This window comes from Salinigranum salinum (assembly GCF_009176545.1).
Taxonomy (GTDB): domain Archaea; phylum Halobacteriota; class Halobacteria; order Halobacteriales; family Haloferacaceae; genus Salinigranum; species Salinigranum salinum.
In genome coordinates this window covers 775,124-799,039 of sequence record NZ_VTOJ01000002.1, presented here as the reverse complement: position 1 = coordinate 799,039, position 23,916 = coordinate 775,124, and the positions used below count along the sequence as shown (strand labels likewise).

At 68.6% G+C, this 23,916-nt stretch carries 20 protein-coding genes; 13 read left to right on the top strand and 7 right to left on the bottom strand.

Annotated features, from left to right (window positions below; genetic code table 11):
• Positions 1-151: 151 nt before the first annotated feature.
• The 4 genes from FZP69_RS15515 to FZP69_RS15500 all read left to right on the top strand — a co-directional run bounded on the left by FZP69_RS15515 (position 152) and on the right by FZP69_RS15500 (position 3,213).
• Positions 152-940, top strand: a complete 789-nt coding sequence (locus tag FZP69_RS15515) for an SDR family oxidoreductase (protein ID WP_152042295.1) — start codon at positions 152-154, stop codon at positions 938-940.
• 189 nt (positions 941-1,129) lie between these two features.
• A complete protein-coding gene (locus FZP69_RS15510) occupies positions 1,130-1,474 on the top strand; it encodes a cupin domain-containing protein (protein ID WP_152042294.1) in 345 nt (114 codons plus the stop codon).
• Complete coding sequence (locus tag FZP69_RS15505; RefSeq protein ID WP_152042293.1) at positions 1,471-2,307, top strand: fumarylacetoacetate hydrolase family protein; 837 nt, start codon at positions 1,471-1,473, stop codon at positions 2,305-2,307. The genes FZP69_RS15510 and FZP69_RS15505 overlap by 4 nt, the downstream gene beginning before the upstream one ends.
• Before the next feature lie 126 nt (positions 2,308-2,433).
• The gene (locus FZP69_RS15500; RefSeq protein WP_152042292.1) at positions 2,434-3,213 is read left to right on the top strand and encodes an SDR family NAD(P)-dependent oxidoreductase; all 780 of its coding nucleotides are present in this window, start codon (positions 2,434-2,436) and stop codon (positions 3,211-3,213) included.
• Between the two features lie 78 nt (positions 3,214-3,291).
• Here the strand turns inward: FZP69_RS15500 and FZP69_RS15495 are convergent, their stop codons facing one another.
• Complete coding sequence (locus tag FZP69_RS15495; protein WP_152042291.1) at positions 3,292-4,392, bottom strand: mandelate racemase/muconate lactonizing enzyme family protein; 1,101 nt, start codon at positions 4,390-4,392, stop codon at positions 3,292-3,294.
• A 264-nt stretch (positions 4,393-4,656) separates the two neighbouring features.
• Here FZP69_RS15495 and FZP69_RS15485 point away from each other — a divergent pair, with 264 nt between their 5' ends.
• From FZP69_RS15485 to FZP69_RS15470, 4 genes are all read left to right on the top strand, one after another.
• Complete coding sequence (locus FZP69_RS15485; RefSeq protein WP_192918604.1) at positions 4,657-6,303, top strand: ABC transporter substrate-binding protein; 1,647 nt, start codon at positions 4,657-4,659, stop codon at positions 6,301-6,303.
• 3 nt (positions 6,304-6,306) lie between these two features.
• Positions 6,307-7,260 carry a carbohydrate ABC transporter permease gene (locus FZP69_RS15480; protein ID WP_204960037.1) on the top strand — a complete coding sequence of 318 codons (954 nt, stop codon included), beginning with the start codon at positions 6,307-6,309 and terminating at the stop codon, positions 7,258-7,260.
• A gap of 73 nt (positions 7,261-7,333) precedes the next feature.
• Positions 7,334-8,209, top strand: coding sequence for a carbohydrate ABC transporter permease (locus FZP69_RS15475; RefSeq protein ID WP_152042289.1), 876 nt, complete (start codon positions 7,334-7,336; stop codon positions 8,207-8,209).
• Between the two features lie 88 nt (positions 8,210-8,297).
• On the top strand, positions 8,298-9,509 hold the full coding sequence (locus tag FZP69_RS15470) for an ABC transporter ATP-binding protein (protein WP_152042288.1): 1,212 nt from the start codon (positions 8,298-8,300) through the stop codon (positions 9,507-9,509).
• A gap of 33 nt (positions 9,510-9,542) precedes the next feature.
• Here FZP69_RS15470 and FZP69_RS15465 read toward each other — a convergent pair whose 3' ends face one another.
• The 4 genes from FZP69_RS15465 to FZP69_RS15450 all read right to left on the bottom strand — a co-directional run bounded on the left by FZP69_RS15465 (position 9,543) and on the right by FZP69_RS15450 (position 13,686).
• Positions 9,543-10,889, bottom strand: a complete 1,347-nt coding sequence (locus tag FZP69_RS15465) for a DUF362 domain-containing protein (RefSeq protein ID WP_152042287.1) — start codon at positions 10,887-10,889, stop codon at positions 9,543-9,545.
• Positions 10,890-11,057: 168 nt separating this feature from the next.
• Positions 11,058-12,185, bottom strand: coding sequence for a UxaA family hydrolase (locus tag FZP69_RS15460; RefSeq protein ID WP_152042286.1), 1,128 nt, complete (start codon positions 12,183-12,185; stop codon positions 11,058-11,060).
• Positions 12,182-12,499: a UxaA family hydrolase gene (locus FZP69_RS15455; RefSeq protein ID WP_152042285.1), complete on the bottom strand. Its 318-nt coding sequence runs from the start codon at positions 12,497-12,499 to the stop codon at positions 12,182-12,184. The genes FZP69_RS15460 and FZP69_RS15455 overlap by 4 nt, the downstream gene beginning before the upstream one ends.
• A complete protein-coding gene (locus FZP69_RS15450) occupies positions 12,496-13,686 on the bottom strand; it encodes a UxaA family hydrolase (protein ID WP_152042284.1) in 1,191 nt (396 codons plus the stop codon). The genes FZP69_RS15455 and FZP69_RS15450 overlap by 4 nt, the downstream gene beginning before the upstream one ends.
• Before the next feature lie 634 nt (positions 13,687-14,320).
• Between FZP69_RS15450 and FZP69_RS15445 the strand changes: the two genes are divergently transcribed.
• From FZP69_RS15445 to FZP69_RS15430, 4 genes are all read left to right on the top strand, one after another.
• A complete protein-coding gene (locus FZP69_RS15445) occupies positions 14,321-15,280 on the top strand; it encodes a mannonate dehydratase (RefSeq protein WP_152042283.1) in 960 nt (319 codons plus the stop codon).
• Between the two features lie 519 nt (positions 15,281-15,799).
• On the top strand, positions 15,800-16,573 hold the full coding sequence (locus FZP69_RS15440; RefSeq protein ID WP_152042282.1) for a DUF7260 family protein: 774 nt from the start codon (positions 15,800-15,802) through the stop codon (positions 16,571-16,573).
• 125 nt (positions 16,574-16,698) lie between these two features.
• Complete coding sequence (locus tag FZP69_RS15435; protein ID WP_152042281.1) at positions 16,699-18,375, top strand: thiamine pyrophosphate-binding protein; 1,677 nt, start codon at positions 16,699-16,701, stop codon at positions 18,373-18,375.
• 331 nt (positions 18,376-18,706) lie between these two features.
• Positions 18,707-19,909: an MFS transporter gene (locus FZP69_RS15430; RefSeq protein ID WP_152042280.1), complete on the top strand. Its 1,203-nt coding sequence runs from the start codon at positions 18,707-18,709 to the stop codon at positions 19,907-19,909.
• Between the two features lie 51 nt (positions 19,910-19,960).
• Here FZP69_RS15430 and ddh read toward each other — a convergent pair whose 3' ends face one another.
• Together ddh and FZP69_RS15420 are read right to left on the bottom strand one after the other, a co-directional pair.
• Complete coding sequence (ddh, locus tag FZP69_RS15425; RefSeq protein ID WP_152042279.1) at positions 19,961-20,896, bottom strand: D-2-hydroxyacid dehydrogenase; 936 nt, start codon at positions 20,894-20,896, stop codon at positions 19,961-19,963.
• 1 nt (position 20,897) lies between these two features.
• On the bottom strand, positions 20,898-21,854 hold the full coding sequence (locus tag FZP69_RS15420) for a 3-hydroxyacyl-CoA dehydrogenase family protein (RefSeq protein WP_152042278.1): 957 nt from the start codon (positions 21,852-21,854) through the stop codon (positions 20,898-20,900).
• Between the two features lie 106 nt (positions 21,855-21,960).
• Here FZP69_RS15420 and FZP69_RS15415 point away from each other — a divergent pair, with 106 nt between their 5' ends.
• The gene (locus FZP69_RS15415; protein ID WP_192918603.1) at positions 21,961-23,856 is read left to right on the top strand and encodes an MBL fold metallo-hydrolase; all 1,896 of its coding nucleotides are present in this window, start codon (positions 21,961-21,963) and stop codon (positions 23,854-23,856) included.
• Positions 23,857-23,916: the final 60 nt, after the last annotated feature.

Genomic DNA, 23,916 nt, shown 5'->3' with positions numbered 1-23,916 from the left:
CGTTTCGCGGGCCGACTAGGGGAGAACGGGTGCGACCGCCGACTCCCGACACGGCGGTGTGGTGCACCAGTCCGCACGGGAAGGTGGCCGCTCCCGTCGCTTTGCCCCTGCACGAAGGGTTTTACACGCACCGAACGACACCAGTCGTACTATGGATCTAAAACTCGACGGAAACGCCGCACTCGTGACGGCCTCGAGCAGTGGCCTCGGCAAGGCGTCGGCGACAGCGCTCGCACGCGAGGGCGCGAACGTCGTCCTGAACGGGCGGGACGAGGATCGACTCGCCGAGGCGGTCGCGGAGGTCGAGGCTGTCGCGGCGGGTGACGTCGTCGGCGTCGCGGGCGACCTGACCGACTCCGGCGACGTCGACCACCTCGTCGACCGCACGGTCGAGGCGTTCGGCGGCATCGACCACCTCGTCACCAGCGCCGGCGGCCCGCCGAGCGGCCCGTTCGTGGAGATGGACGACGAGGACTGGTACCAGGCGTACGACCTCCTGGTGATGAGCGTGGTTCGACTCGTCCAGGCTGCCGTCCCGCACCTCGAAGACGGCGGGGGAACCATCGTCAACATCACCTCCCGGAGCGTCAAGGAGGCGATCGACTCGCTGGTGCTCTCGAACTCGGTCCGGATGAGCGTCATCGGGCTGGAGAAGACGCTCTCGTCGGAGCTCGCCCCCGACGTCCGCACGAACGCCGTCCTCCCCGGTGCCCACGAGACCGCCCGTATCGAGGAACTCATCGAACAGGGCGTCGAGCGCGGCGACTACGACAGCTACGAACAGGGGCTCGAAGAGCGCGGCAAGGCCAACCCGCTCGGGCGCATCGGTGACCCGATGGAGCTCGGCGACACCGTCGCGTTCCTCTGTTCGCCGCGGTCGGGCTACATCAACGGGCAGGCCATCGTCATCGACGGCGGCGGCGGTAACTCGAACCTGTAGCGACCGCTCCAGCCCCTCCGCCCGTCGGCACCCGGCGTTCGACACGTCTCACACCGCTTCTCGGGCGTGTCTCGACACTCGTCTCCGCGGTTTCGGTGCCGACCGACGCGACCGTGCGTGCCCGACCCGTTCCGACACGCACCCCCATGCCAAGATTCATACTCACCTGCGACGGTGTTCCGTCCGAAGATGCACCCAGTCCCGTTCGACGAGGCCGAGACGTACGAACCGGAGGCCGGCTGGCGGCGCGTCGCGATGGCCGGCTCCGACCAGTTCAGCTTCGAGTGGTTCGAGAAACCGCCGGGCCACTCCTCGCCCACGCACGACCACGAGAACGAACAGGTCTGTCTCGTCGTCGGGGGGGAACTGACCGTCTACACCGAGGACGACGAGGTGACGCTCGGCCGGTTCGACTCCGTGTGGCTCGACTCCTGGGAGGCCCACCGCGTCGAGAACTCCGGTGACGACGTCGCCGTCGGGATCGACGTGTTCGCGCCCGGCCGATCGTTCGACTTCTGGACCGATCGCGAATGACCGTCGCGTCGACCGAGCGCAGGCTCGCCCGCACGGCAACCGGCGACCCGCTCCTCGGCAACGACGAGGGGTTCATCCTGCTCACGGCCGCCGACCCGTCGCTGACCAGTGTCGAGTCGGCGCTCTCTCGTCACCCGGCCGACCTCCCCGATCCGGGTGCGGTTGCGGCCAGACGTCTCTCACCGGCGCACCTCTCGTTCGCCCCACCGCTCGATCGCCCCGGGAAACTGTTCGGCATCGGGCTGAACTACGCCGACCACGCCGCTGACCTCGACGAGGACCACCCGGACGAGCCCGCGAGCTTCTTCAAGCCCGCGACGGCGCTGACCGGCCCTGGCGGGCCGATCCGCCTGCCCCCGACCGAGATCACGAACCACGTGACCGCCGAGGCCGAACTCGCCGTCGTGATCGGCCGCACCTGTAGCGACGTCCCGGTCGACGCGGTCGACTCCGTGATCGGCGGGTTCGTCCCGGTGATCGACATGACCGCCGAAGACGTCCTCCGGCGCAACCCCCGCTTTCTCACGCGCTCGAAGAGCTTCGACACGTTCCTGGTGATGGGCTCCGAGATCGTCGTCCCCGACCCCGGCGTCGATCTGGACGACGTGGCGGTGCGGACGGTCGTCGACGACGAGGTCAAAGCAGCGAACACGGTGGCGAACATGCACTTCTCGCCGCGCGAGCTGGTCGCGTTCCACTCGCGCGTGATGACGCTCGAACCCGGCGACGTCATCTCGACGGGCACGCCCGGTGCCCACCGGATCGAACCCGGTGACACCGTCCGGGCCGAGGTGGACGGCGTGGGCTCCGTCTCGGCCGACGTGGTCAGGTGACGAAGCCCGCGCCTCACGGCCGTCGAATCACGACCGTCGAAACCGGAGCGCGGACCAGTCCCGAACTGTCCGCACCCGGACAGAAGCGAGGGTCTATTACCCACCGGAGAGAGGCACGAGACGGACATGAGCGGACGATTCGACGGTCAGACAGCGATCGTGACGGGGTCGAGCAAGGGTATCGGGAAGGCAGTCGCCGAGGCGTTCGCGGCGGAGGGGGCGAACGTCGTCACCAACTCGCGGTCGTACGACCGCGCCGCCGAGGCGGCCGCCGACATCGAGGCGGCCGGGGGGACAGCCCTGCCCGTCGAGACCGACGTGAGCGACCCCGACTCCGTGGCGGCGCTGGTGGACGCCACCGTCGAGGAGTTCGGCCGCCTCGACGTGATGGTGAACAACGCGGGCGTGACGATCATCGGGCCGGCGGAGGAGATGGATCCCGCCGACTGGCAGCAGGTGATCGACGTCGATCTCTCGGGCGTGTTCTACGGCTCGCAGGCCGCGGGTCGACAGCTCATCGACCAGGGCGACGGCGGCGCCATCGTCAACGTCTCGAGCATGATGGGCTCGATGGGACTGGGTCGACGGTCGCCGTACTGCGCGGCCAAGGGCGGCGTCGACAACCTGACCCGGACGCTGGCCGTCGAGTGGGCCGAACACGACATCCACGTCAACGCGCTCGCCCCCGGCTACATCAAGACCGCGATCACAGACCAGTCCCAGGAGTCCGCCGGCTACACCGACGAGGACATCGAAAAGCGCACACCGCTCGGCCGGTACGGCACGACCGAGGAGATGGCGAACTGCGTGCTCTTCCTCGCCGCGCGCGACAACTTCGTGACGGGCGAGGTGCTCACCGCCGACGGCGGCTGGACCCCCTACGCGTGGGGCAGTCGGGGCGACTGACCGCCCGCCCAACACCCGACCGTCCGACCGCCCTGTTTCACGGTGGACCACGACTCCCGAATGGACCGCGACTCCCGACTACTCGGGGAACTCGACTTCGTACTCGGCCCGCGCCGTGTTCGAGATCTCGTAGCCGTGGCCCGGTCGGTCCGGGAGGACGACGTGTCCGTCCTCGATCGCCGGGGGGTCGGCGAGAACCGTCGCGATATCGTACGCCGGGATGTACTCCGCGATCATGCCGGTCGGTGCCGCGCTCACGACGTGTGCGCTGACCGCGTAGTAAAAGTGGGGGGCCAGTGGCACGGCGTGTCGGTTGGCCATCGTCGCCGCCTCCCACAGCGCCGACACGCCACCGAGCCTGATCAGGTCCGGCTGGACCACGCCGACGCGACCGATGTCGAAGAGGAACTCGAACCGTTCGGGCCGGTAGAACATCTCACCGGTCGCCAGTGGCGGTTCGATCGCCGTCGCGACACGGTCGTGGCCCCGGAGGTCCCACTCCGAGATCGGCTCTTCCACCCAGCCGAGATCGTAGTCGGTCAGTGCGTCGACGTGTCGGATCGCCTCGGTCACGGTCCACGCCTGGTTCGCGTCGACGAACAGGTCTGCGTCCCCCCCGATCCGCTCGCGGATCGCCGCGATCCGGCGGCGCTCCTCGGTGGTGGGGCGGTTCCCCACTTTCGTCTTGAACGCCGTGAACCCCTCCTCCGCGTACTGGCCGTGTCGGCTCGCCACCACCTCGGCGTCGTCCTCGGTCGCGTCCATCAGCGAGACGTACGCCGGGACCCGCCGGTCCGCCCCGCCGAGGAACCGGTAGAGGGGCTCCTCGGCGGCCTTGGCCTTGAGATCCCAGAGCGCCACGTCGATCGCGCCGCGCGGCCAGGCCGCCATTCCCGTCTCCCCGTAGTAGATCGTCTGTCGGCGGAGGTCCCGGTGGATCGCGGTCGTCTCGAACGGGTCCCGACCTACGAGGTGGTCGCGGAACTGCGAGTCGACGAAGCCCGAGAGCAGGTCCGGTCCGAACCCGAGCGATCCCATCCACCCCGTCCCCGTGAGGCCCGTCCCGGTCGTGAGTTCGACGACGACCCAGTAGACGTCGGTGATCGACAGTCGGGAGTCGCCGACGGATCGTCCGATCGGGACCCGAAGCGTGTAGCTTTCGACTTCCGTGATCTCCATACCGACTGATCTGCCGATCGGGACTTAAGGGTTGCACCGTGTCCGCGGAGTCATCCACGCCGAGTCGTGACTCGTGGCGACGGACCTCACCCGCGACCGGAAGGCTCGCCCTCCTCCCGCCGTGTGCGTGGTGGGGCACGGGGTAGCAGCCCGAACGAGACACGGGTTCTGCAGCCGGGGCTCGATCGGATCAGCGGTAGTTTTACATGATTGAAGACAGAGAACAACAGTACTTTTACATAATAGAAACCCAAATCGTGGCCCATGTCATTCGAAGACATGGCAACGCGGATCGATAGACGCGAGCTTCTCAAGTACCTCGGCGTCGGCGGTGCCGCTGCGCTGGCCGGCTGTTCGGGAACGGACAGCGACGGCGGTGGCGGCAACGGTGGTGGCGGCAACGGCGATGGTGGCAGCGGCGACGGCGGTGGCGGCAGCGGCAACGGCGATGGCGGCAGCGGCGACGGCGGCAGCGGTGACGGCGGCAGCGGCATGAGCGACTTCCAGTCGGCGCTCTCGGGACTCGGCTGGGGGGACAACCCGGACCGTCGGATGACGACGCTCGACGAGTGGCCGATCGAGGCGCGCCAGCAGATCCCCGACAACCCCACGGAGGGTGTCGAGCCCTGGCTGAACTCCGGCGCGATCGCCGATTCCCCGTACGAACCGGTCCCCGGGTGGGAGGACAGTATCGCCTCCGAGGTCGACTCAATCCAGATCCTCAACTTCGGCTCGCTGGAGTTCGACCCGGCGACGCTCGCCACGTACGCGTTGTTCGAGGACCGGTACGGGATCGAGGTCGATCCGCTCGCGATCCCGGTCGATCAGGCCATCCCGCGGGAGGCGGCGTTCCTCTCGTCGGGGTCGCCCGAACCCGTCGGGTTCGGGATCGTCCTCAGCGACACGCTCACGACCTTCGTGGCCGACGACTACCTCGAGCCGCTGAGCGGCATGTGGCCGGACGACTCGATGTGGGAGCCCTACCAGCCGTTGATGCGGCAGTCGTTCGGTTTCAACGACGAGACCTACGTGGGCCCGAACACGCTTGAAGGGAGCCTGGTCCACGCCCGACCCGACCTCATGCGTGAACAGGGGATCGACGACTCCGTCATCTCCGCCATCGCGGACGGGAGCTACACGTGGGACGACATCGAGACGGTGATGGAGGCGTTCGAGGGCACCGACGTCTACGGCTGGGCGTACCGCGGTGCTTCCCGCGTGTACACCTACCGCGACTGGAAGAAGATGTTCTACCAGGCCGGGGGATCGATCGTCGAGGACGACGGGACGGTGCGGTTCAACTCCGATGCGGCGCTGTTCGCGCTGGAGAAGATGATCGAGTATCTCGACAACGGGTGGGTGCCCGAGTCGGTCGTCAATTTCGGCCAGGGCGACCTGGCCGACGGCTTCCTCTCCGGGCAGTTCGCGATGGTTCCCGTCTTCGGCGACCTGGTCCCGCGGGCGCTCGACCAGTTCGAGCGGGATACCCAGTACGTGCCGACCGTCTCGCCCGAGGGGTGGAGCGACGCACCGAACCCGACCCGCGCCGGCATCGCGAGCCCGAACGGCGTCGGCATCAACGTGAACGCCCCGCCGGAGAAGAAACTCGCCGCGACGCTGTACCTCGACGCCCGGCTCAGTTACACGAACGCGTGGTACGAGTACACGTTCGAGGGGAATCAGAGCTACGTCCAGCAGGTGTACGAGGACGCAGCGCAGACCGACGCTGCGGCGTACTCGGCGATCCGTGGCCGGGCGATGTCGCTCAACAAGGTCGAACTGTTCCCACAGGCTCGCGCGCTCAAAGAACGGGTCAGCCAGGAGCTTCAGGCGGCTATCGCCGGTCAGAAGGAGCCTCAGGCGGCTCTCGACGCGGCACAGTCCTTCACGGACACGGTGCTCGGCCAGTAGGCCATGGCGACGGAAACCCCCCACGAGCGGGAACGCGGCTTCGGCCGCGACGACGGCAGCCTCCGGTCTCGACTCTCGCGGTTCGCGAACGACCACGTGCTCGCCATCACGATGGGGCCAGCACTGCTCGTCATCTTCGTCATCTTCGTCTACCCGGTCGCGTTCCTGTTCTATCAGTCGGTGTTCCTGACGCTACCGGGGATCGATCCGCGGTTCGTCGCGTTCCGCAACTACACGACGATGTTCCAGTCCGCGGAGTTCTGGAGCTACTTCCAGCACACGCTGGTCTACTCCACCGGGTCGCTGATCGTCTCGACGACGAGCGGCCTCGCGATCGCCCTCGGGATCAACCACGTCCGCCGTCGCTGGCTTCGGAACGTCTACTCGACGGTCCTGATGTTCGCGTGGGCGATCCCCATCGCGGTGGTCGCGCTGATCTGGCGGTGGATCCTGCAGGGCAACGAGTTCGGCCTGCTGAACCTGATTCTGGTGAGCTCGGGGCTCGTCGCGGATCCGGTCGCCTGGCTCGCGAACGGCGACCGGGCGATGCTCCTGGTCATGCTGGTCGACGCCTGGGCGCGGATGCCGTTCGCGATGGTCGTGTTCCTGGCAGGGCTGCAGTCCATCCCGAACCACCTCTACGACGCGACCCGCGTCGACGGCGCCACGACGCTGCAGGCGTTCCGCGCCGTGACGCTCCCGAGACTCCGGCCGTACTTCGCGATCGTCGGGCTGATCACCTGGATGTTCGCCTTCCGCGCGTTCGCCATCATCTTCCCCATGACGCGGGGTGGGCCGGGACAGCGGACGACCGTGCTGAGCATCCACATCTACCGCACCGGCATGGTGAACTTCAACTTCGGCTACGCGGCTGCCGTCGCCGTCTTCCTCGTCGGCGTCACCGTGCTCGTGGCCCTCTTCTACGTGACGCAGATAATCGGAGGGATCGACGAATGACGGGTAACACCACCGTCCTCGACGGGAGACCGCTCTCACCGGCCGATCCGACCCGCGCCCGGAGGCGGTCACGATGAGCACCGAAGAGAGTTACGAGTGGATCGACTACCGGACTCGCCAGCGGTTCTGGGACGTCGTCGAGGGGCCGATGGTCGTCCACCTCGTCCTCGCCCTCTCCGTGTTCATCGTGGTCGCCCCGCTCCTCTGGGAGGTGTTGACGTCGTTGAAGACCAACGAGGCGGTGTACAACCTCAGCGTCCTCCCGCGGGAGCCGACGCTGGCGTCGTACTACAACGTGTTGATCGAACAGAGTTACTGGCGAGCGATGGTCAACAGTATCGTCATCTCGACGACGACGACCGTGATCGTCCTGACGCTCGCGGTCCCGGCGGGGTACGCCTTCAGCCGGTTCCGGTTCCGGTTCGACACCGCGCTGTTCGTCGGGGTGTTGTTCTCCCGGCTGTTCCCGCCGATCGGGCTCATCATCCCGTACTACCGGATCATGTCGGAGCTGGAGCTACTCAACACCATCCCCGGCGTGATCATCGCGCAGGTGTACCTGTGGCTGCCGCTGATGGTGTACATCATGCGGAACTTCTTCATCTCCATCCCACAGGAACTCGACGAGTCGGCGCGCGTCGACGGCTGTACCTACCTACAGGCGTTCCGTCACGTCGTGCTCCCGCTCGCCCGTCCCGGCCTGGCCGCGTGTGGCATCCTGACGTTCCTCTACTCGTGGCGGGAGTTCCTGTTCTCGTTGATCGTGACCCGAACGCTGGCCGCACAGCCCATCTCCGTGGCCGTCTACCGGTTCGTCGGCGACGTCTCGGTCGCCTGGGCGTCCCTGGCGGCCGCCTGTGTCCTGGCGATCATCCCGACCGTGTTCGTGGTGATGGCGTTCCAGCGGTACATCGTCAGCGGACTGACCGCGGGGGCACTGAAACAATGACCGTCACCGCGCCCACGCCCGACACCCGGGCCACGACCACGGGACGCCCGGCTCACGTGACCCACCCGACTCACCAGACACGCAGATCATGAGCGACACGACACAGAGTTCCAAGGCAGCCGATACGAGCGACGTACAGACCGACGCGGCCCAGTCGGACGAGGAGATCAACGTCCGGATCGACGACCTCAGCAAGGTCTACGACGACGACGAAGGAGGGGTGCTGGCGGTCGACGACCTCTCCATCGACATCCGACGAGGGGAGTTCCTCGTGCTCGTCGGGCCGTCGGGCTGTGGGAAGACAACGACGCTCCGCACCGTCGCGGGGCTCGAAACCCCGACCGAGGGACGGATCTGGATCGAAGACGAGGACGTGAGTGGTCTGGAACCACGCGAACGGGGCGTGGCGATGGTGTTCCAGAACTACGCGCTGTACCCACACATGACCGTCCGGGAGAACCTCTCGTTCCCGCTCCGGATCCGGAACTACCCGTCGGACGAGATCGACGAGCGCGTCGAACACACCGCCGACCTGCTGGAGATATCCGAACTCCTCGACCGGAAGCCGAGCGCGCTCTCCGGCGGCCAGCAACAGCGCGTCGCCCTCGGACGAGCGATCGTCCGGGAGCCGTCCGTGTTCCTGATGGACGAGCCGCTGTCGAACCTGGACGCGAAGCTCCGCGTCCAGATGCGGACCGAACTCAACGAGATCCACAAGCGCGTCGAGAAGACGACGATCTACGTCACCCACGACCAGGCCGAGGCGATGACGCTCGGCGACCGTGTGGCGGTGCTCAATCAGGGTCGGCTCCAGCAGCTCGGACCGCCCCAGCAACTGTACGACGAGCCGGTGAACCGGTTCGTCGCGGGGTTCATCGGCGAACCGCCGATGAACTTCCTGCCCGCCGACATCGTCCCGCTGGACGACGGCGGCTACCGGGCTCAGACCGACGAGTTCCAGATCGAACTCACGGACGACCTCGCGGCCACCGTCGATCGATGGGGGGGTGATCCGGCGTCGCTGACGCTCGGGATCCGTCCCGAAGACATCAACGACGCGGCACTCGCTGGTGACGCCGCGACGCCGGCGAACACGATCGAGGCGTACGTCAGAGTGATCGAGCCGATGGGCTCCGACAAGTACCTCACCCTCTCGCCGACCGCCGCGGGCGAGTACGAGTTCACCGCTCGGGTCTCGCCGGCCAGCGAGGTGCGCGAAGACGAGTTCGCCGAACTGCGGATCGATCGGTCGAAGATGCACCTGTTCGACGACGAGACCGGGCAGAACATCACGGTCTGACCCACCTCGGCGGTCTCTCGATCCGCCTCGGAGTCAGTGGAGATCCGGCGACGGTGCCACGAACTGTCCCTCGTCGTCGAACGCGACGGGCTCGGGCTCGCGCACGACGCGGAGGTCGTCGCGATCGCGCGCCTCCTCGACGAGCGCGGCCGAGGCGTACAGCCGCTCCAGCCGCATCGTGTCGGTCACCCGAACGACCCGGAGGTCGTCCGTGTCCACGATGCCGACGGTCGAGATCCCCGCGACGAAGCCGGCGCGGTCGGTCTCCATGATCGGCGGGACGCGCGCGCCACGCGGCGTGCTCGCCGTGAGCGTGTTGATCACCGCCTTGTACAGCTGGGTGTCGGCGATCAGATCCCGGTGGACGAAGTCGGCCATCCCGAGCGCCGTCGCGTTCCCGTGCGAGGGAGCGGTGAGCGAGCGGACGAAGATACGCTTGATCGACGGCGCGTCGGTTGGTTCGCCCTCGAAGCCGTAGCCACGCCGCCCGATCACGTTGGTGTCCATACCCGAGCCGCTGATGTCCTTGCCCATCTGGTCCACGACGAGGAGATCGAGGTCGTCGAACGGCAGCGTCGGCATGATGTCGTAGGCGATCTCGAGCAGTTCCGCCTCGCGCTTCAGGAAGCCGGAGGGGGGAACGCCCTCGAGGATGGCCGTGTCGTCGTGCTGGTCCTCGACGATGGCGATCCCGCCGACGATGGGGAGGTTCTCGAGGTGCAGCGAGGCGATCTGTGGGATCATCTCCCGGAAGCTCCAGTTCACCGCCCCCTCGTGAGCGAACTTCGCACCGCGCTGTTTGCCCATCCCGATGACGATCATCTTCGAGAGCCCGCTCTCGACGTGCCCGTCGAAGTCGGTGTGGGGTTTGACCCGGTTGACCGGGACGATGGCGTCGGCGGCCGCCGCGTTCGCGTCGGCCACGACCGCGACGTTCCGCTCCGGCGTTCGACCGATCTCCGTCACCTCCATCGTCGCTCTGATCTCACAGCCGACGCTCTCCTCGTTCACCCCGAGCGCGTCGAGTTTCTCGCGCTGTCCCTCGGCCGTCGCGCCGCCGTGGCTCCCCATCGCGGGGAAGACGAACGGCTCGTAACCGCGCGACTGTAACCCGCCGACGACGCCGCGGACGATCGCGGGCAGGTTCGTGATCCCCCGGCTCCCCGCACCGACCGCGACCTCGCCGCCGTCGGGGATCTCGTCGAGGGCGAGGTCGCCGACGGCGTCGGCGGCCACCGACTCGATCTCGTCGGTCGGGATCGGGTCCGTCTCCCACAGCTGCTCGACGATGCCCATCTTCGGGAGGGTTCGGTCGCCGCACGCGTCGAGGACGGTCTCCTCGGGGATCGGGCCGACGGTAGGGTCTCCGGATTCGGTCATGTGTTGTCGTTCTCTCCCGGACGGAGCGACATAAAGGAACCGCTCTCAGCGGTCGTCTCCTCCGTGATTCACGTCACGTGCCGGACCGCGGTGGCCGGCTGTCGGTCGCCCATGGGTGGCCGGCGAGCCCGTTCCGGGGAGCGCTCGAATGGCGCGCTCCGAGCCCCCTCACATGGAGGGCCCGACGCGCGTGATCGCGAACTCGGTCAGCCCGTGGCGCTCCGAACAGCACGGTTCGCCGTCGGCGACCGTGCGCACCCGTTCGGTCAGGCCGTCCACGTCCGTCGCCGTCGCGTCGACGTCGATATCGTCGGGGAGCGCCGCGACCGTGTCGGCGTCGCCGGACACCTTGAGCACCGGCGCGATCGGGTGGCCCGCGGGGATGCCGTCTTCCGTCACGTGGACGACGAGCTGTGCCCCGGCCGCGGCGAGGCCGGTCGCGGCCTCCTCGAATCGCGAGGGGGCGTCCAGCACGGCCAGCCCGGTGTCGATCTCCACCTGGTCGCCGTAGCGGACGACTTCGTCGATGGGGCCGCTCCCCCACGCCCGCGTGACCGTCTCGAACGGGAGTCCACTCGCCTCGCTCGCGAGCCGTGCGGCCTTCGACGGCTGGTTCCGGTGTCGTTCGACGAGTCGGTCGACGCCGGCGGCGACGGCGTCGGTCGCGGCGGCCGCGGTCGCCGCGTCGATGTGCGTCGTCAGCCGCTCGCTCCCGGCGACGACGACGCGCCCGCCCGCCCCCACGACCCGGTCGACGAACGCCCCGACGAGGGGGTCGGCGACGTCGACGGTCGACTCGCGCAGGTCGCTGCTGACGACGCCGACCGTGAGATCCGCGAGGCTCGCGGGCCGGCGTTCGGTCCGTTCGGCCTCGCGTCGGAGCCCCTCGACCAGCTCGACCCCCTGTTCGACGCACTCGTCGGTGCCGCCGACGTCCTGGATCGACAGCTCGCGCACCCTCGCACCACGGTCGGCGAGGTCGGCCGCGAGGCTGTCCGACTGGATGACCTCGCAGCCGAGGCCGACGACGACCGTCCCCGCCACGTTCGGGTTGGTGGCGGTGCCGAGGAACGTCCGCCGCGTCTGGTCGTTGTCGCTCCCGATCTGTGCACAGCCGTGGTCGTGCGGCGCGCTCACCGCCCCCTCGACCCGTTCGGCGATGCGGTCGGCGACCACGTGCGAGCAGATCACCGAGGGCAACACGAGCACCCGGTTCCGCACGCCGACGCGTCCCCCACCGCGGTCGTACCCCTCGAACCGCACCGCTCGCGTCGCCGCCTCGCCGGAGGCGGTCATTCGCCGCCACCCCCGGTGGCGGCTTCGAGGTCGCCACGCCCGCGGGTGCTCTCACAGTTGTGGGTGTGCACCCAGTCGCCCGGCGCGATGTCGACCGTCGCCCGACCGATCACCTCGCCGTACTTCACGACGTCGTCGCCGCGCCCGATCGGCCTGATGGCGAACTTGTGACCGAACGGGACGTCGTCGGCGAGCGTGACCGTGTAGTCGTCGACGTGCACCTCGTGTCCCGCCGCCAGATCGTCGACCGCCGTGACGACGGCGTCCCGCTCGGTCATGAGCAGCGCCACGTCGTCGAGCACCTCGCCCTTCATCCGCGCACCTCCAGTTCGGCGAGTTCGTTCGGCTGGATCTCGTTGATGGCGAACTCCTCGAGGCGGCGGTGTTCGGCCTCTGTGAGGTGGCCGTCGGCCACGGCGATCAGTTTCTCGTAGACGCGTTCGCCCACGGTGTCGAGCGACTCGCCGTCGAACACCGTCGAGGCGTTCACGTCCATGTTGTTCGACATCCGTTCCCAGCAGTTCGGGTTGCCGGTGACCTTGATGACGGGGGCGATGGGGTTGCCGGTGGTGCTGCCTCTCCCCGTGGTGAACGCGATCACTTGCGCGCCGCCCGCCACCTTGCCGACGACGCTCTCGACGTCGTAGCCGGGCGTGTCCATCAGGACGAGCCCACCACCGACGGGCAGTTCCTCGCCGTAGTCGACGATCCCCCGGACGGGTGTGGTTCCGCCCTTCGAGATCGCCCCCAGGCTCTTCTCCTCGATCGTCGTCAGCCCCCCTTCCTTGTTCCCCGGCGACGGCTGGGCCTCGCGGATGTCGACGCCCATGAGTTTGGCCATGTTCTCGCGGCGCTCGACGCGCTCTAGGAGGCGTTTGCGCACCGCGTCGTCGACGCAGCGATCCGCCAGCAGGTGTTCGGCGCCGATGAACTCGGGGGTCTCGCTGAAGCAGGCGGTTCCGCCAGCGGCGACGAGGCGGTCGCAGGCGTTGCCGACGGCAGGGTTGGCGGCGATACCGCTGGTGGCGTCGCTCCCGCCACACTCGACGCCGAACACCAGTTCGGAGACCTCGGCCTCCTCCCGGCGGGCGTCTTCGATCTCGGCGTTGAGCGCCTGGCAGCGTTCGACGCCCTCGGCGAGCGCGTTCGTCGTTCCCCCGACCTCGCGCATCGAGAGCGTCTCGACGGGGGTTTCGACGGCGGCGATGCGGTCGGCGACCGCGTCGGCGTCGATGTCCTCGGTGCCGAGTTCGACGACTAGCGCCGCCCCCACGTTCGGGTTCCGCCCGACGCCGACGAGTACGCGCTCGGTCTGGCGGCGCGCCGCGTCGGGCTGTGTCGTCCCCATCTGGTGCGGTGTCGCCCGTGCCCACGGCCCCGCGTCCGCCGCGACCCGTGACGCGACACTGCTCGACGCTACCGACGTCGGAATCACTGCGACGTGATTTCTGACGCCGATACGTCCGTTCGGCCGTCTGTAGCCGGAAAACGTCGGTACCATCTGGTCGATCGTTTCGAAACCGATCGGCATAGTTCTTCGCTTCGGCCCCGGTCCGCCGGAGACGACGATCCACTCGCTACTCGCGAGTGCGACATCGTCGGACGACTCTCGTCCCGCACGCGATCACCACGGACCGCGCACACGTCCGAGGATCGACTCGAAACCGACACGTTCGACCGTTCGTCTCCGACCGTCCGTCGTGGTGTGGCGACTGAACGTCCGTGCGTGGTGGTCGAACTTCGCGCGGTTCCTCCCGCGAACGAGCCGATTACCCAGTTACGGAACCGAGTACTGGTCGACGCCTGCCGCGGACGTGCGGTCCGACGTGTCGTCGGTCGGGAACGGAAACAGTTCGACGGTGAGGTGTCATCGACCGTTACACGGCTGATACGGCCGTTCCTGACCGGTCCGGTCCCTCGCGTTGCAGCCCGATCGGTTCCGCGCGTTTTTCGACGTGCTCCGATCGCTCGTTCGCTCACGTCGGACACGTCACGACGTGTGTTACCACGGCTCGCGGGGCAGTTGTGGAGCGTGGACGGGTCCGTGGCGCGGGCCACCGACGGATCGACCGAGACGCGCCGTCGGAGCCGTCGACTTCCGAAGCTATTTATCCGAGAGCTAAGCATCTCTCCCCATGGTAGAACCTGCACTCATCCTGCCACCGAAGCCGGACGAACGCTGGCAGCTCGCGAAACAGATGGGCGTCACGCAGGCGGTCATCCACCCGCTGGAGATCGGCGACGGCCGAACAGAGTGGTCGTTCGACGATCTGCTCGGCCTCACGAACTGGCTCGAGGACGCGGGGCTCGAGTTCGCGGTACTCGAGGGGTCGGTCCCGATCTCCGACCGTGTGCGACTCGGTCTCGACGGACGGGACGCGGACATCGAGGTGTTCGAACAGTTCCTCCGCGACTGCGGCGAACTCGGCATCCCGGTCGTCTGCTACGACTGGATGGCGGGGGTTCGCTGGGCGCGGACGGAGGCCCACATCGAGTCGCGTGGCGGCTCGTACGTCACGGGGTACGACAACGCGAAGATGCCCGGAACCGCTGGCGGCGAGGCCGAGGCGGCCACGCACGAACAGATCTGGGAGGCGCTCGAATACTTCCTCGAACGGGTCGTCCCCGTCGCCGAAGAGGCTGGCGTCAAACTCGGACTCCACCCCGACGACCCCCCGCGGGAGTCGCTCCGAGGGACCCCGCGTATCGTCACCAGTGTCGAGGCGTACGACCGGGTGCTCGACATCTACGACAGCGAGCACAACGGGGTCACGTTCTGCCAGGGGAACTTCGCGGCGATGGGTGCCGACATCCCCGCCGCGATCAGACACTTCGGCGACAAGATCAACTTCGTCCACTTCCGCGACGTCGAGGGCGACGCCGACCGGTTCGTCGAGACGTGGCACGACGCGGGGCCGACGGACATGCTGGCCGCCATGCGTGCGTACGAGGAGATCGGGTTCGACGGACCGATGCGACCCGACCACGTCCCGACGATGGCGGGCGAGGACAACTCCAACCCGGGCTACCACACTCTCGGCCGACTGTTCGCGATCGGGTACATGCGGGGCCTGCTCGAAGCGGCCACCGAGTGACCGCGGTCTCCGCCCCGACTCCCGTGGTTCGTCAATACTGAACCACCGCTCGACCGGTCAGGATAGATTACACCTATACTGCTGTAATTCATCTCGACGGCGATCCGGTCGTGCGAACTCCCTCATTCTCCGAAATTCCGTCGCGTCCCCCGCTGAAATCCTGTGCTCCCGCGTGAGGCTCTCGCCTCTCGGGTACGACCGGGAGGGCGCCGCTCGTTCGTCACTGACAAACTCGAATCTCGTCCAACGCGGTGCGCGAAAAGAGCCCAGATGATTTCGTCATCCGTCTCTGAATCGAACTGTACTCCATTTTTCACCTCGATTCGAGAGGATTCTCCAGACGTCTTCGCCGTCGACGGGTTCGTCCATATCGAGCGTCCACGGGTGCCGTTCGTGGCGACCGGCGCTCGACGACCGTCCTCGCGTCGCGCGCAGCAGCCACGGGCCGGACGGGCCGACCGTCGGGTGCCGGCTCCCAAACATATAACACCCGTGGTGTCGAGTGACACACCAAGCGACATGACACAGGAGTCCGGAGAGTACATCGGCCGGGCACGGCGGATCCTCGCGGACGAGGACGGTCGCGTCCTCGACGAGCTGGACGCGTTACGAGCGTTCGAGCGACGACTCGACAGGATCGACCCGACGCTGTCGGCGTCACGTGGACCGGCCGGTCCGACGGCGGTCCACGTCTCGACCGCCAGTCCGTCGTGTCACGCCGACATCGAACGGATCCGACAGCACTACCGGGAGACCGTCATGGCCGTCCCGCACTACGACGAGGACTACGGCGACAGCCTCGACGAGAGCCTGGCCGAGGAGTTCGGTGCGGAGATCGCCACGGCGCTCCGGACCCAGCCCGGGGTGTCGCCGATGCTGAAGTCGCGCCTCGTCGACGCGGTTCGGACGTCTATCGAGCAGCGGGAGGCGTTTTGCGACGCGCTCGACGCGGAGCGCGAGTCGCTCGCGACGGCGGAACGGGCGGTGACCGAGCTCTCGACTGCGATCGACTCGCACCGCGATCCGCCACTGGCGGCCCGGCAGCCGGGCGAACTGTTCTCGCTCTGGGAGACCACCTGTGACCTCCGTGAGCGGTGTGACGCGGCCGCTGCCGAGCGCCAGCGGACCCTCCCGACCCAGACCGTCGCCGTCGCCGACGAACAGGTTCCCCGCGTGGTCTACTACTACCGGTCGCTCCCAGTCGACTACCCGGCGCTCCACGACGTCGCGCGGGTCGGCCAACGGATCGACGACCTGCGGGCGTCGGTCGAACACTACCTCACGCGGTTCTGAACCGTCCGCGACGGTCGCCTGTGGCTTCGGGGCTGCCGAGAGCTGTCACGAGCAGGTGTGGCGGGTACGAACGAGGCGCGACCCCACGGAGAAAAGACTAACTCCCCGCTCGCGGGAGAACGTGTATGACCGACACGAACGACACACGGCGCGGCGGCGAGTACGTGTACGACGCGCTCGTCGACGCGGGAATCGACCTCCTCGTCGGGCTGCCCGGCACCCAGACACTCCCCCTGGACAGAACCGTCGTCGAGCGCGACGAGATGCGGTACGTGATGGCCCGACACGAGACGGCGATCCCCCACATCGCGTGGGGGTACTACGAGTCGAGCGGGCGGGTGGCTGCCACGCTCACCGTCCCGGGACCGGGTGACACCAACGCCATGCACGGATTGAAGAACGCGCTGAACGACTGCGTCCCGTTCGTCCACATCTCGGCCGACGTCAACCCCGAGGACCGGGGGAAACGACCGATCCACGAGATCGAGGCCGACACGTTCGACAACGTCGTCAAGGAGAACCTGTCGATCGAACGGGCGCTCGACCTGCCCGCCGCGGTGACTCGTGGCATCGAATCGGCGCTCGAACCGCCCACGGGACCCGTCCGTCTCGGCGTCTCCAGCCGCGTCCTCGACGAGTCGTTCGACGCGCCGACCGCGACGGTCTCGCCCGAACGGACGACGTACGACCTCGACGCCGACCTCGACCGCGCGGCAACGCTCCTGTCGGCGGCCGACCGGCCAGTCGTCTACGTCGGCGGTGGGTCGCGTCGCTCGCCCGGCGGGGTCGAGGCCGTCGCCGCGCTCGCCGCCGACCTCGACGCCCCCGTCGCCGCCTCCTACAAGGGCAAGGGGGTCTTCCCCGAGGACGACGGCCGCTTCCTCGGTGTCACCGGCTCACACTTCCCCGCCGGCGCTCGCCGCGTACTCGACCGGGCCGACGTCGTCCTGGCGCTCGGCACCGACTTCGACGGCGTGACCACCGCTCACTGGTCGCTCTCGATGGGCGACCGTCTCGTCCACGTGACGCTCGAACCGGCCGCGGTCGACGCCTCCTACGACGCCGACGTCGCCCTCCTCGGCGACGTGGCCGAGGTCGTCTCGGGCCTCCGCTCGCGGCTCGACGACCCCGGCGGGTGGGACGGAGCCGCGGTCGCCTCGGCGGTCCGCGCGGAGTACGTCGAGTCGCTCGACGCTCGCGGCCTCCTCGACGACGCGACGCCGCTCAACACGCCCGCCGTCTTACGGCGGGTCCGCGGGTCGATCCCGCGGGAGTCCGTGGTGACGACCGACGTCGGCGGCTTCCGGCTCTGGTCGAAGCAGGTGTTCGAGGCGTACCGCCCCGACGACTACGTTACCGCGGGGTCGTGGGCCGGGATGGGCGTCGGCCTCCCGGCCGCCATCGGTGCTGCCCTGGGCAACCCCGACGCGCCCGTCGTCTGTCTCACGGGCGACGGCGGGCTCATGATGTGTGTCCACGAACTTCACACGGCCGCCGAGTACGATCTCGACGTGACGGTCGTCGTCTCGAACAACGCCGACTACGGCATCATCAGCAAGTCGCCGAAGATCGAACAGTACACCGAGGGCCACCAGTTCACGTGGCGGTCGCCCGACTTCGCGACCGTCGCCGAGGGGTTCGGCTGCCGTGGGACGCACGTCGACACGCTCGACGGGCTCGCGGACGCGCTCGACGCGGCCGTCGGCCGCGACGGGCCGGACCTGATCGACGTGGCCATCGAGACCGACGAGCCGTCGGCGGCCGAGGCGGCCGACTACGACTCCACGGTCGACCTGCCGTGACCGTCGATCGAGGGTGACCGACCAGATCGTCGAACCCGAGTGCGTCCGTCACGTCCCGCGTTTCGCGTCTCGTCGCTCGCGTCTCGTGTCTCGTGCTCCGTCGCCAGCGGTGGTCTGTCGTCGCCACTGCCGGTCCGTCGGTGCCACCGCCTGTCCGTCGTCACCACTGTCAGTCCGTCGGTACCACCGCATACCCGATTCGGTCGTCACCCTCGCACGAGTGGACGTTCCGCCCCTCCCCCCGGTCACCCGCGCTCGTTCCGAGTGCCTGGATGCGGCAAGCAGGGCGTGGATGGACACAGCTATCACCACTGCCCGTGGCTAGCCGGGCGTGAACTGGCGGTACCGACACACCCTGCTGGTCGCCGCGTTCCTCGCCTCGTTCAGCAACAACGCGGCCCGCCTCGTCATCAGTCCCGTCGTCCCGGAGATCATCGTGGCGTTCGACAGCTCGAAGAGCGCGATCGGGCTCGCGCTCACCGGGATGTGGGCCGTCTACGCGCTGTTGCAGTTCCCGAGCGGGCTCGTCGCCGACCGGATCGGTGACTACCGGGTGATCCTGGTCGCGATCGGAGTGACCGCGGCGGCGAGCGCGCTGCTCGCCTTCTCGCCGACGTTCGCCCTGTTCGGTCTCTTCACCGTCGTTCTCGGCGGGGGGGCCGGGCTCTACTTCACGGTCGGCACGTCGATGCTCACGAAGGCGTTCACGCGGACCGGTCAGGTGCTCGGCGTCCACTCGGCCGGCGGCCCGGCCGCCGGTCTGCTCGTGCCTCCCGTCGCCGCGTACGTCGGCGTCACCTACGGGTGGCGACCGGCCGTCCTCGTCGGGGCGGCCGTCTCCGTCCCGGCGTTCGTCCTGTTCCGCTGGGGAGTGCGTCCCGTGTCGACGGTGGGCGGACAGCCGGATGCGCCTGCGAGTGACGTCCACCCGGACGGCGGTACGGCCACCGCGCTCGTCGAGACGGCGGTCGAGGTCCTGACGCGGCCGTCGATCGTCTACATGACGCTCGTCGGCGTCTGCGTCTCGTACACCTGGCAGGCGTTCACCTCCTTCTTCCCCACGTTCCTCGTCGAGTACCGCGGGCTCAGCGTCCAGGAGGCGAGCGTCGTCTTCGGCGCGGTGTTCCTCCTCTCGGCGCTCGGGCTGCCGCTGTCGGGCAAACTGTCCGATCGGTTCGCGCGCGAGACGGTGCTCGCGTCGGTCCTCCTCATCGCGGCCGCCGGACTGGGGACGGTCATCGTCGCCGACGGGTTCGGCTCGACGCTCGTCGGCGTCGGCCTCCTCGGGGCCGGGCTGTCGTGGGGCGGCGTCTTCCAGTCGCGGGTCATGGATCTGTTCGACGATGACGGACGCGGGGCCGCATTCGGGCTCGTCCGGACCGTCTACATGTTCGTCGGTTCGCTCGGCAGCGTCGTGACGGGCGTGCTCGCCGACAGCGCCGGCTGGCCGGCGGCGTACGGCGTCGTCGTCCTCCTCCTGAGTCTCGCCATCGTCGGCATCGTCGCCAACCGCGTCCTCGGCATCGGTCTGTAGTCCGGCCTGTCGCCCGTCCGCGACCACCCCACGTTCCCGTCCCGTACGCATCTACACGACGCGGTTCGTGTACTCGTCTCCGGCGGCGAGGCGACGCAGGTTCTCGCGGACGAGCCTCTCGACTCCCTCGTAGTAGGCCCGGTCGGCTCCGGCGCGGTGGGGCGTGACGATCACCTCGTCGAGATCCCACAGCGGCGACGTTTCGGGGAGCGGCTCCGTCTCGAACACGTCGAGCGCGCCGCCGGCGATCGTGCCCTCCGCTACCGCCGCGACGAACGCCTCCTCGTCGACGACGGCCCCGCGCGCGACGTTCAGCAGGTAGGCGTCGTCGCGCATCGTCTCGAACTCCGCAGGGCCGACGAGATGGCGCGTCTCCTCCGTGAGCGGGCAGGCCAGCGCGACGAACGCGACGTCCGAGATCGCCTCGTGGAGCTCCTCCGGCGGGTAGACGACCGAGACGTCCTCGACCGGCTCGACGGTCCGCTTGACCCCGGTGACGTCCATACCGAGGGCGGCCGCGCGCGTGGCGATCCCCCGACCGAGCGTCCCGAGGCCGACGACGCAGAGCGACGTCCCCGCGACGGTGAACGGCTCGTCCCACGCGGGGTGGGCCCAGACGTGTTCCTGCTGGTTCCGTACGTAGCGGTGGAGCCGGCGGGCGAGCACGAGGAGATAGCCGACCGCTGTCTCGCCGACGCTCTCGCCGTGGATGCCGGAGCTGTTGGTGAGGACGACTCCCGCCTCCGCGAGCGCGTCGAACGGGAAGCGGTCGACGCCCGCCTGGATCGAGTGGATCCACGCGAGGTCGGCGTCGAGGAACGCGTCGCTGTAGGCGAGCGTCACCAGCGCGTCGCACGACCCGAGCGTGTCGGGATCGTCGCCGACGACGGTGACGTCGGGGTCGACGTCGGCCAGCGCGTCGGCTAGCACCTCGGGCGGGAAGACGGTCGACACGGAGTCGTGGACGCCGAGTCGCTCGATGGCCATCTCACTCCTCCCGGAAGTCGTCGATCGTCCGCTGGAGCGCGGCCAGCCCCTCGTCGCGGGTGCGGGTCACCTCGCTCGCGGGGCGGTCGTACTCGAAGAACCCGGCACCGTCCTCGATACCGCCGCGTCCCCGGTCGAGGTACTCGTCGAACAGCCGGCTCGGCTCGTCGGCATCCGAGAGGTGCGGGAACAGGTCGCCTGCCACGGTCTGAAACAGCGCGAGCCCCGCGACGTCCATCGTCTCGAACGGTCCGATGACCGCCGTGCGGCGGGCGTAGCCGTCGCGGATCGCGGTGTTGATGTCCTCGATGGAGGCGACGCCCTCCTCGGCGAGGTGCATGCACTCGCGGACTACCGCGCTCTGCACGCGGTTCCACACGAACCCCGGCACGTCGCGCTCGACCACCACGGGCTCCCGGTCGACCGACTCGACGAACCGCTCCATGCGCGCCATCGCCGCCTCGGCGGTCTCCTCGCCCCGGATCACTTCGACCGGCTCGAGGAGGTACGGCGGATACCACCAGTGACAGCCGACGATGCGCTCGGCCGCCTCCGGTGCACCCGCCGCGATGTCGGTGATCGGCAGTCCCGAGGTGTTCGAGGTGAGGAGCGTCTCCTCGCCGGTCTCGGCCGCGAGGTCGTCGAACAGCTCCTGCTTCACTCCGAGGTCCTCGGTGACGGTCTCGAGCACCAGGTCCGCCTCGGCGACGCCCGCGGGGCGGTCCGTGGTGAACGTGATCCGGTCGACCACCTCGTCGGGTGGCATCGACGTGAGCCCCTCCTCGACGTGGAACGCGACGACCTCGCGGATCCGCTCGCGTGCGCGATCGACGTTCGACTCCCGGTGATCGATCAGCGTCACGTCCTTGCCGCAGTGGGTGAAGTGCAGGGCGAAGCCGTGACCCATGTCACCGGCACCGACGACGGCGATGCGTTCGTCCGTTATCGTGTCTGTCATCGTCTCTCATGAGATCGCCCCCCTCCTAAAGTTTGCACCGCCCCGGTCGACCGGACGGCGTCCCGTCCGAGTGAACGTTTTTGACGGTCGACCGCGACACCCGCTTATGTCCGCATCAACAGACCCGCCCGCGGGGGTGCTCGACAGCCTCTCCGAGGGCCTGTTCCGCTACCGCGACAGCTGCAACGCCTACGCGCTCGTCGACGACGACGCCGCGCTCGTCGTCGACCCCAGCTCGGGGGCGATCGGGGAGGTGCTCGCCGAGCGAGGCGTCGCCGTCGAGTGGGCGCTCCACACCCATCATCACCGCGACGGCTGCTGGGGGACGGACGCGCTGGTCGAACGGGGCGCGAAGGTCGCCGTCCCCGAACACGAGCGGTTCCTCTTCGACGACGTCGAGACGTTCTGGGCCAAGCGGCGGCTGTACGACAACTACAACGACCGCAACACGTTCTTCACGCGCGGGTCGTCACTCCCCGTGGACGCGACGCTCGACGACTACGAGACGTTCACCTGGCGCGACTACGACGTCGAGGTGATCCCGGCGAGAGGGCACACTGCAGGGAGCAGCACGCTCCTCGTCGACATCGACGGCCAGCGGATCGCCTTCGTCGGCGACCTCCTGCGCGCGGGCGGACACCTCCACGACCTGCACTCGATGGAGTACGAGTACAGCGACATGAAGGGGGTCGTCTTCACGCTCCAGTCGATCGCGGCGCTGGAACGCGAGACACCGGACCTGCTCTGTCCGGCTCACGGGGGCGTGAGCGAGGACCCCCTCGGCGACGTCGACCGGCTCCGCGACCGCCTGATGCGGCTGGTCGACCTCGGGCCACACGGCGACTCGGCGGTCGAGACGCTCGGCGCGGGTAGTCGGGCGTACCTGCCCGAGATGCGGATGGTCCCCGTCTCCGACCACCTGCTCTGGGGCGGGCCGTGGACGTGCAGCAACTTCTACGTGCTCCGGAGCGACTCGGGGAAGGCGCTGTTCGTCGACTACGGCCACTCCCTGCGCGAGCACATGATGATCGGCCGCGACCGCGAGGACATGGAGACGATGCGGTTCGTCGAACACCACCTCGACGAACTCCGCGAGGCGTGGGGCGTCACGTCGTTCGACGTCGTGATCCCGACGCACGTCCACGACGACCACACCTGCGGTATCCCTCACCTCCAGCGCCACCACGACGTCGACTGCTGGGCGCTCGACGAGGTGGCGCAGGTGATCGAGGAGCCGGCGGCGTGGTCGTCGACGCCCTGTGTCTACCCCGAGCCGATCGACGTCTCCCGTCGCCTCTCCGACGGGGAGTCGTTCACCTGGGAGGAGTTCACCTTCGACGTCTACCACGCGCCCGGGCAGACCGAGTTCCACTCGGTGCTCGCCGCGGAGATCGACGGCCAGACCGTCGCGTTCACCGGCGACAACTACTTCGAGGGGGAGACGGTCGTCCACCCCGACCGGCGCGAACGCCGCCCCCACCAGACGACCGTCCTCCGCAACAGCTTCCAGTTCTGGATGCACCGGCGGTGCAAGGAGGTGATGCGCGCGGTCGCCCCCGACGTCGTCTGTCCCGGCCACGGCGAGGTGCTCGACGCCGACGACCGCGCAATCGCGCAGTACTGTGACTTCGTCGATCGCAAGGAACGGCTCTTCCGCGACCTCGTGCCGGAGCCCGAAGCCCAGGCGGTCGATCTCTTCTGGGCGCGACTGCTCCCCTACCAGACCCACGCCGCCCCCGGCGACACGGTCGACTACACCCTGTTGCTCCGCAACAACTTCGACCGCGCGGTCACCTACGAGGCCCGCCCGCTGGGTCCCGGCGGCATCCCGATCGGTGACGTGAACGAGACCGACCTCCCGGCCGGCGAACGCGGCGAACTCCCGCTGTCGGTCACGGTGCCCGACGGGACGGGGCGCGTGCTGACGACGGCCGAAGTCAGCATCGACGGCGACTCGCGGGGACCGGTCGTCGAGGCGGTGATCCACGTCGGGGAGGAGTGACCGCCCCCCGCGGAGACGGTCAGGGGTGCGGTCGGAGCCGGAGCCGGAGCCGGAGCTGGA

Bases quoted from the DNA above. Each gene is read 5' to 3' on its own strand.
- FZP69_RS15515 (WP_152042295.1), top strand. From the start codon at position 152: ATGGATCTAAAACTCGACGGAAACGCCGCACTCGTGACGGCCTCGAGC.
- FZP69_RS15510 (WP_152042294.1), top strand. From the start codon at position 1,130: ATGCACCCAGTCCCGTTCGACGAGGCCGAGACGTACGAACCGGAGGCC.
- FZP69_RS15505 (WP_152042293.1), top strand. From the start codon at position 1,471: ATGACCGTCGCGTCGACCGAGCGCAGGCTCGCCCGCACGGCAACCGGC.
- FZP69_RS15500 (WP_152042292.1), top strand. From the start codon at position 2,434: ATGAGCGGACGATTCGACGGTCAGACAGCGATCGTGACGGGGTCGAGC.
- FZP69_RS15495 (WP_152042291.1), bottom strand. From the start codon at position 4,392: ATGGAGATCACGGAAGTCGAAAGCTACACGCTTCGGGTCCCGATCGGA.
- FZP69_RS15485 (WP_192918604.1), top strand. From the start codon at position 4,657: ATGTCATTCGAAGACATGGCAACGCGGATCGATAGACGCGAGCTTCTC.
- FZP69_RS15480 (WP_204960037.1), top strand. From the start codon at position 6,307: ATGGCGACGGAAACCCCCCACGAGCGGGAACGCGGCTTCGGCCGCGAC.
- FZP69_RS15475 (WP_152042289.1), top strand. From the start codon at position 7,334: ATGAGCACCGAAGAGAGTTACGAGTGGATCGACTACCGGACTCGCCAG.
- FZP69_RS15470 (WP_152042288.1), top strand. From the start codon at position 8,298: ATGAGCGACACGACACAGAGTTCCAAGGCAGCCGATACGAGCGACGTA.
- FZP69_RS15465 (WP_152042287.1), bottom strand. From the start codon at position 10,889: ATGACCGAATCCGGAGACCCTACCGTCGGCCCGATCCCCGAGGAGACC.
- FZP69_RS15460 (WP_152042286.1), bottom strand. From the start codon at position 12,185: ATGACCGCCTCCGGCGAGGCGGCGACGCGAGCGGTGCGGTTCGAGGGG.
- FZP69_RS15455 (WP_152042285.1), bottom strand. From the start codon at position 12,499: ATGAAGGGCGAGGTGCTCGACGACGTGGCGCTGCTCATGACCGAGCGG.
- FZP69_RS15450 (WP_152042284.1), bottom strand. From the start codon at position 13,686: ATGGTACCGACGTTTTCCGGCTACAGACGGCCGAACGGACGTATCGGC.
- FZP69_RS15445 (WP_152042283.1), top strand. From the start codon at position 14,321: ATGGTAGAACCTGCACTCATCCTGCCACCGAAGCCGGACGAACGCTGG.
- FZP69_RS15440 (WP_152042282.1), top strand. From the start codon at position 15,800: ATGACACAGGAGTCCGGAGAGTACATCGGCCGGGCACGGCGGATCCTC.
- FZP69_RS15435 (WP_152042281.1), top strand. From the start codon at position 16,699: ATGACCGACACGAACGACACACGGCGCGGCGGCGAGTACGTGTACGAC.
- ddh (WP_152042279.1), bottom strand. From the start codon at position 20,896: ATGGCCATCGAGCGACTCGGCGTCCACGACTCCGTGTCGACCGTCTTC.
- FZP69_RS15420 (WP_152042278.1), bottom strand. From the start codon at position 21,854: ATGACAGACACGATAACGGACGAACGCATCGCCGTCGTCGGTGCCGGT.
- FZP69_RS15415 (WP_192918603.1), top strand. From the start codon at position 21,961: ATGTCCGCATCAACAGACCCGCCCGCGGGGGTGCTCGACAGCCTCTCC.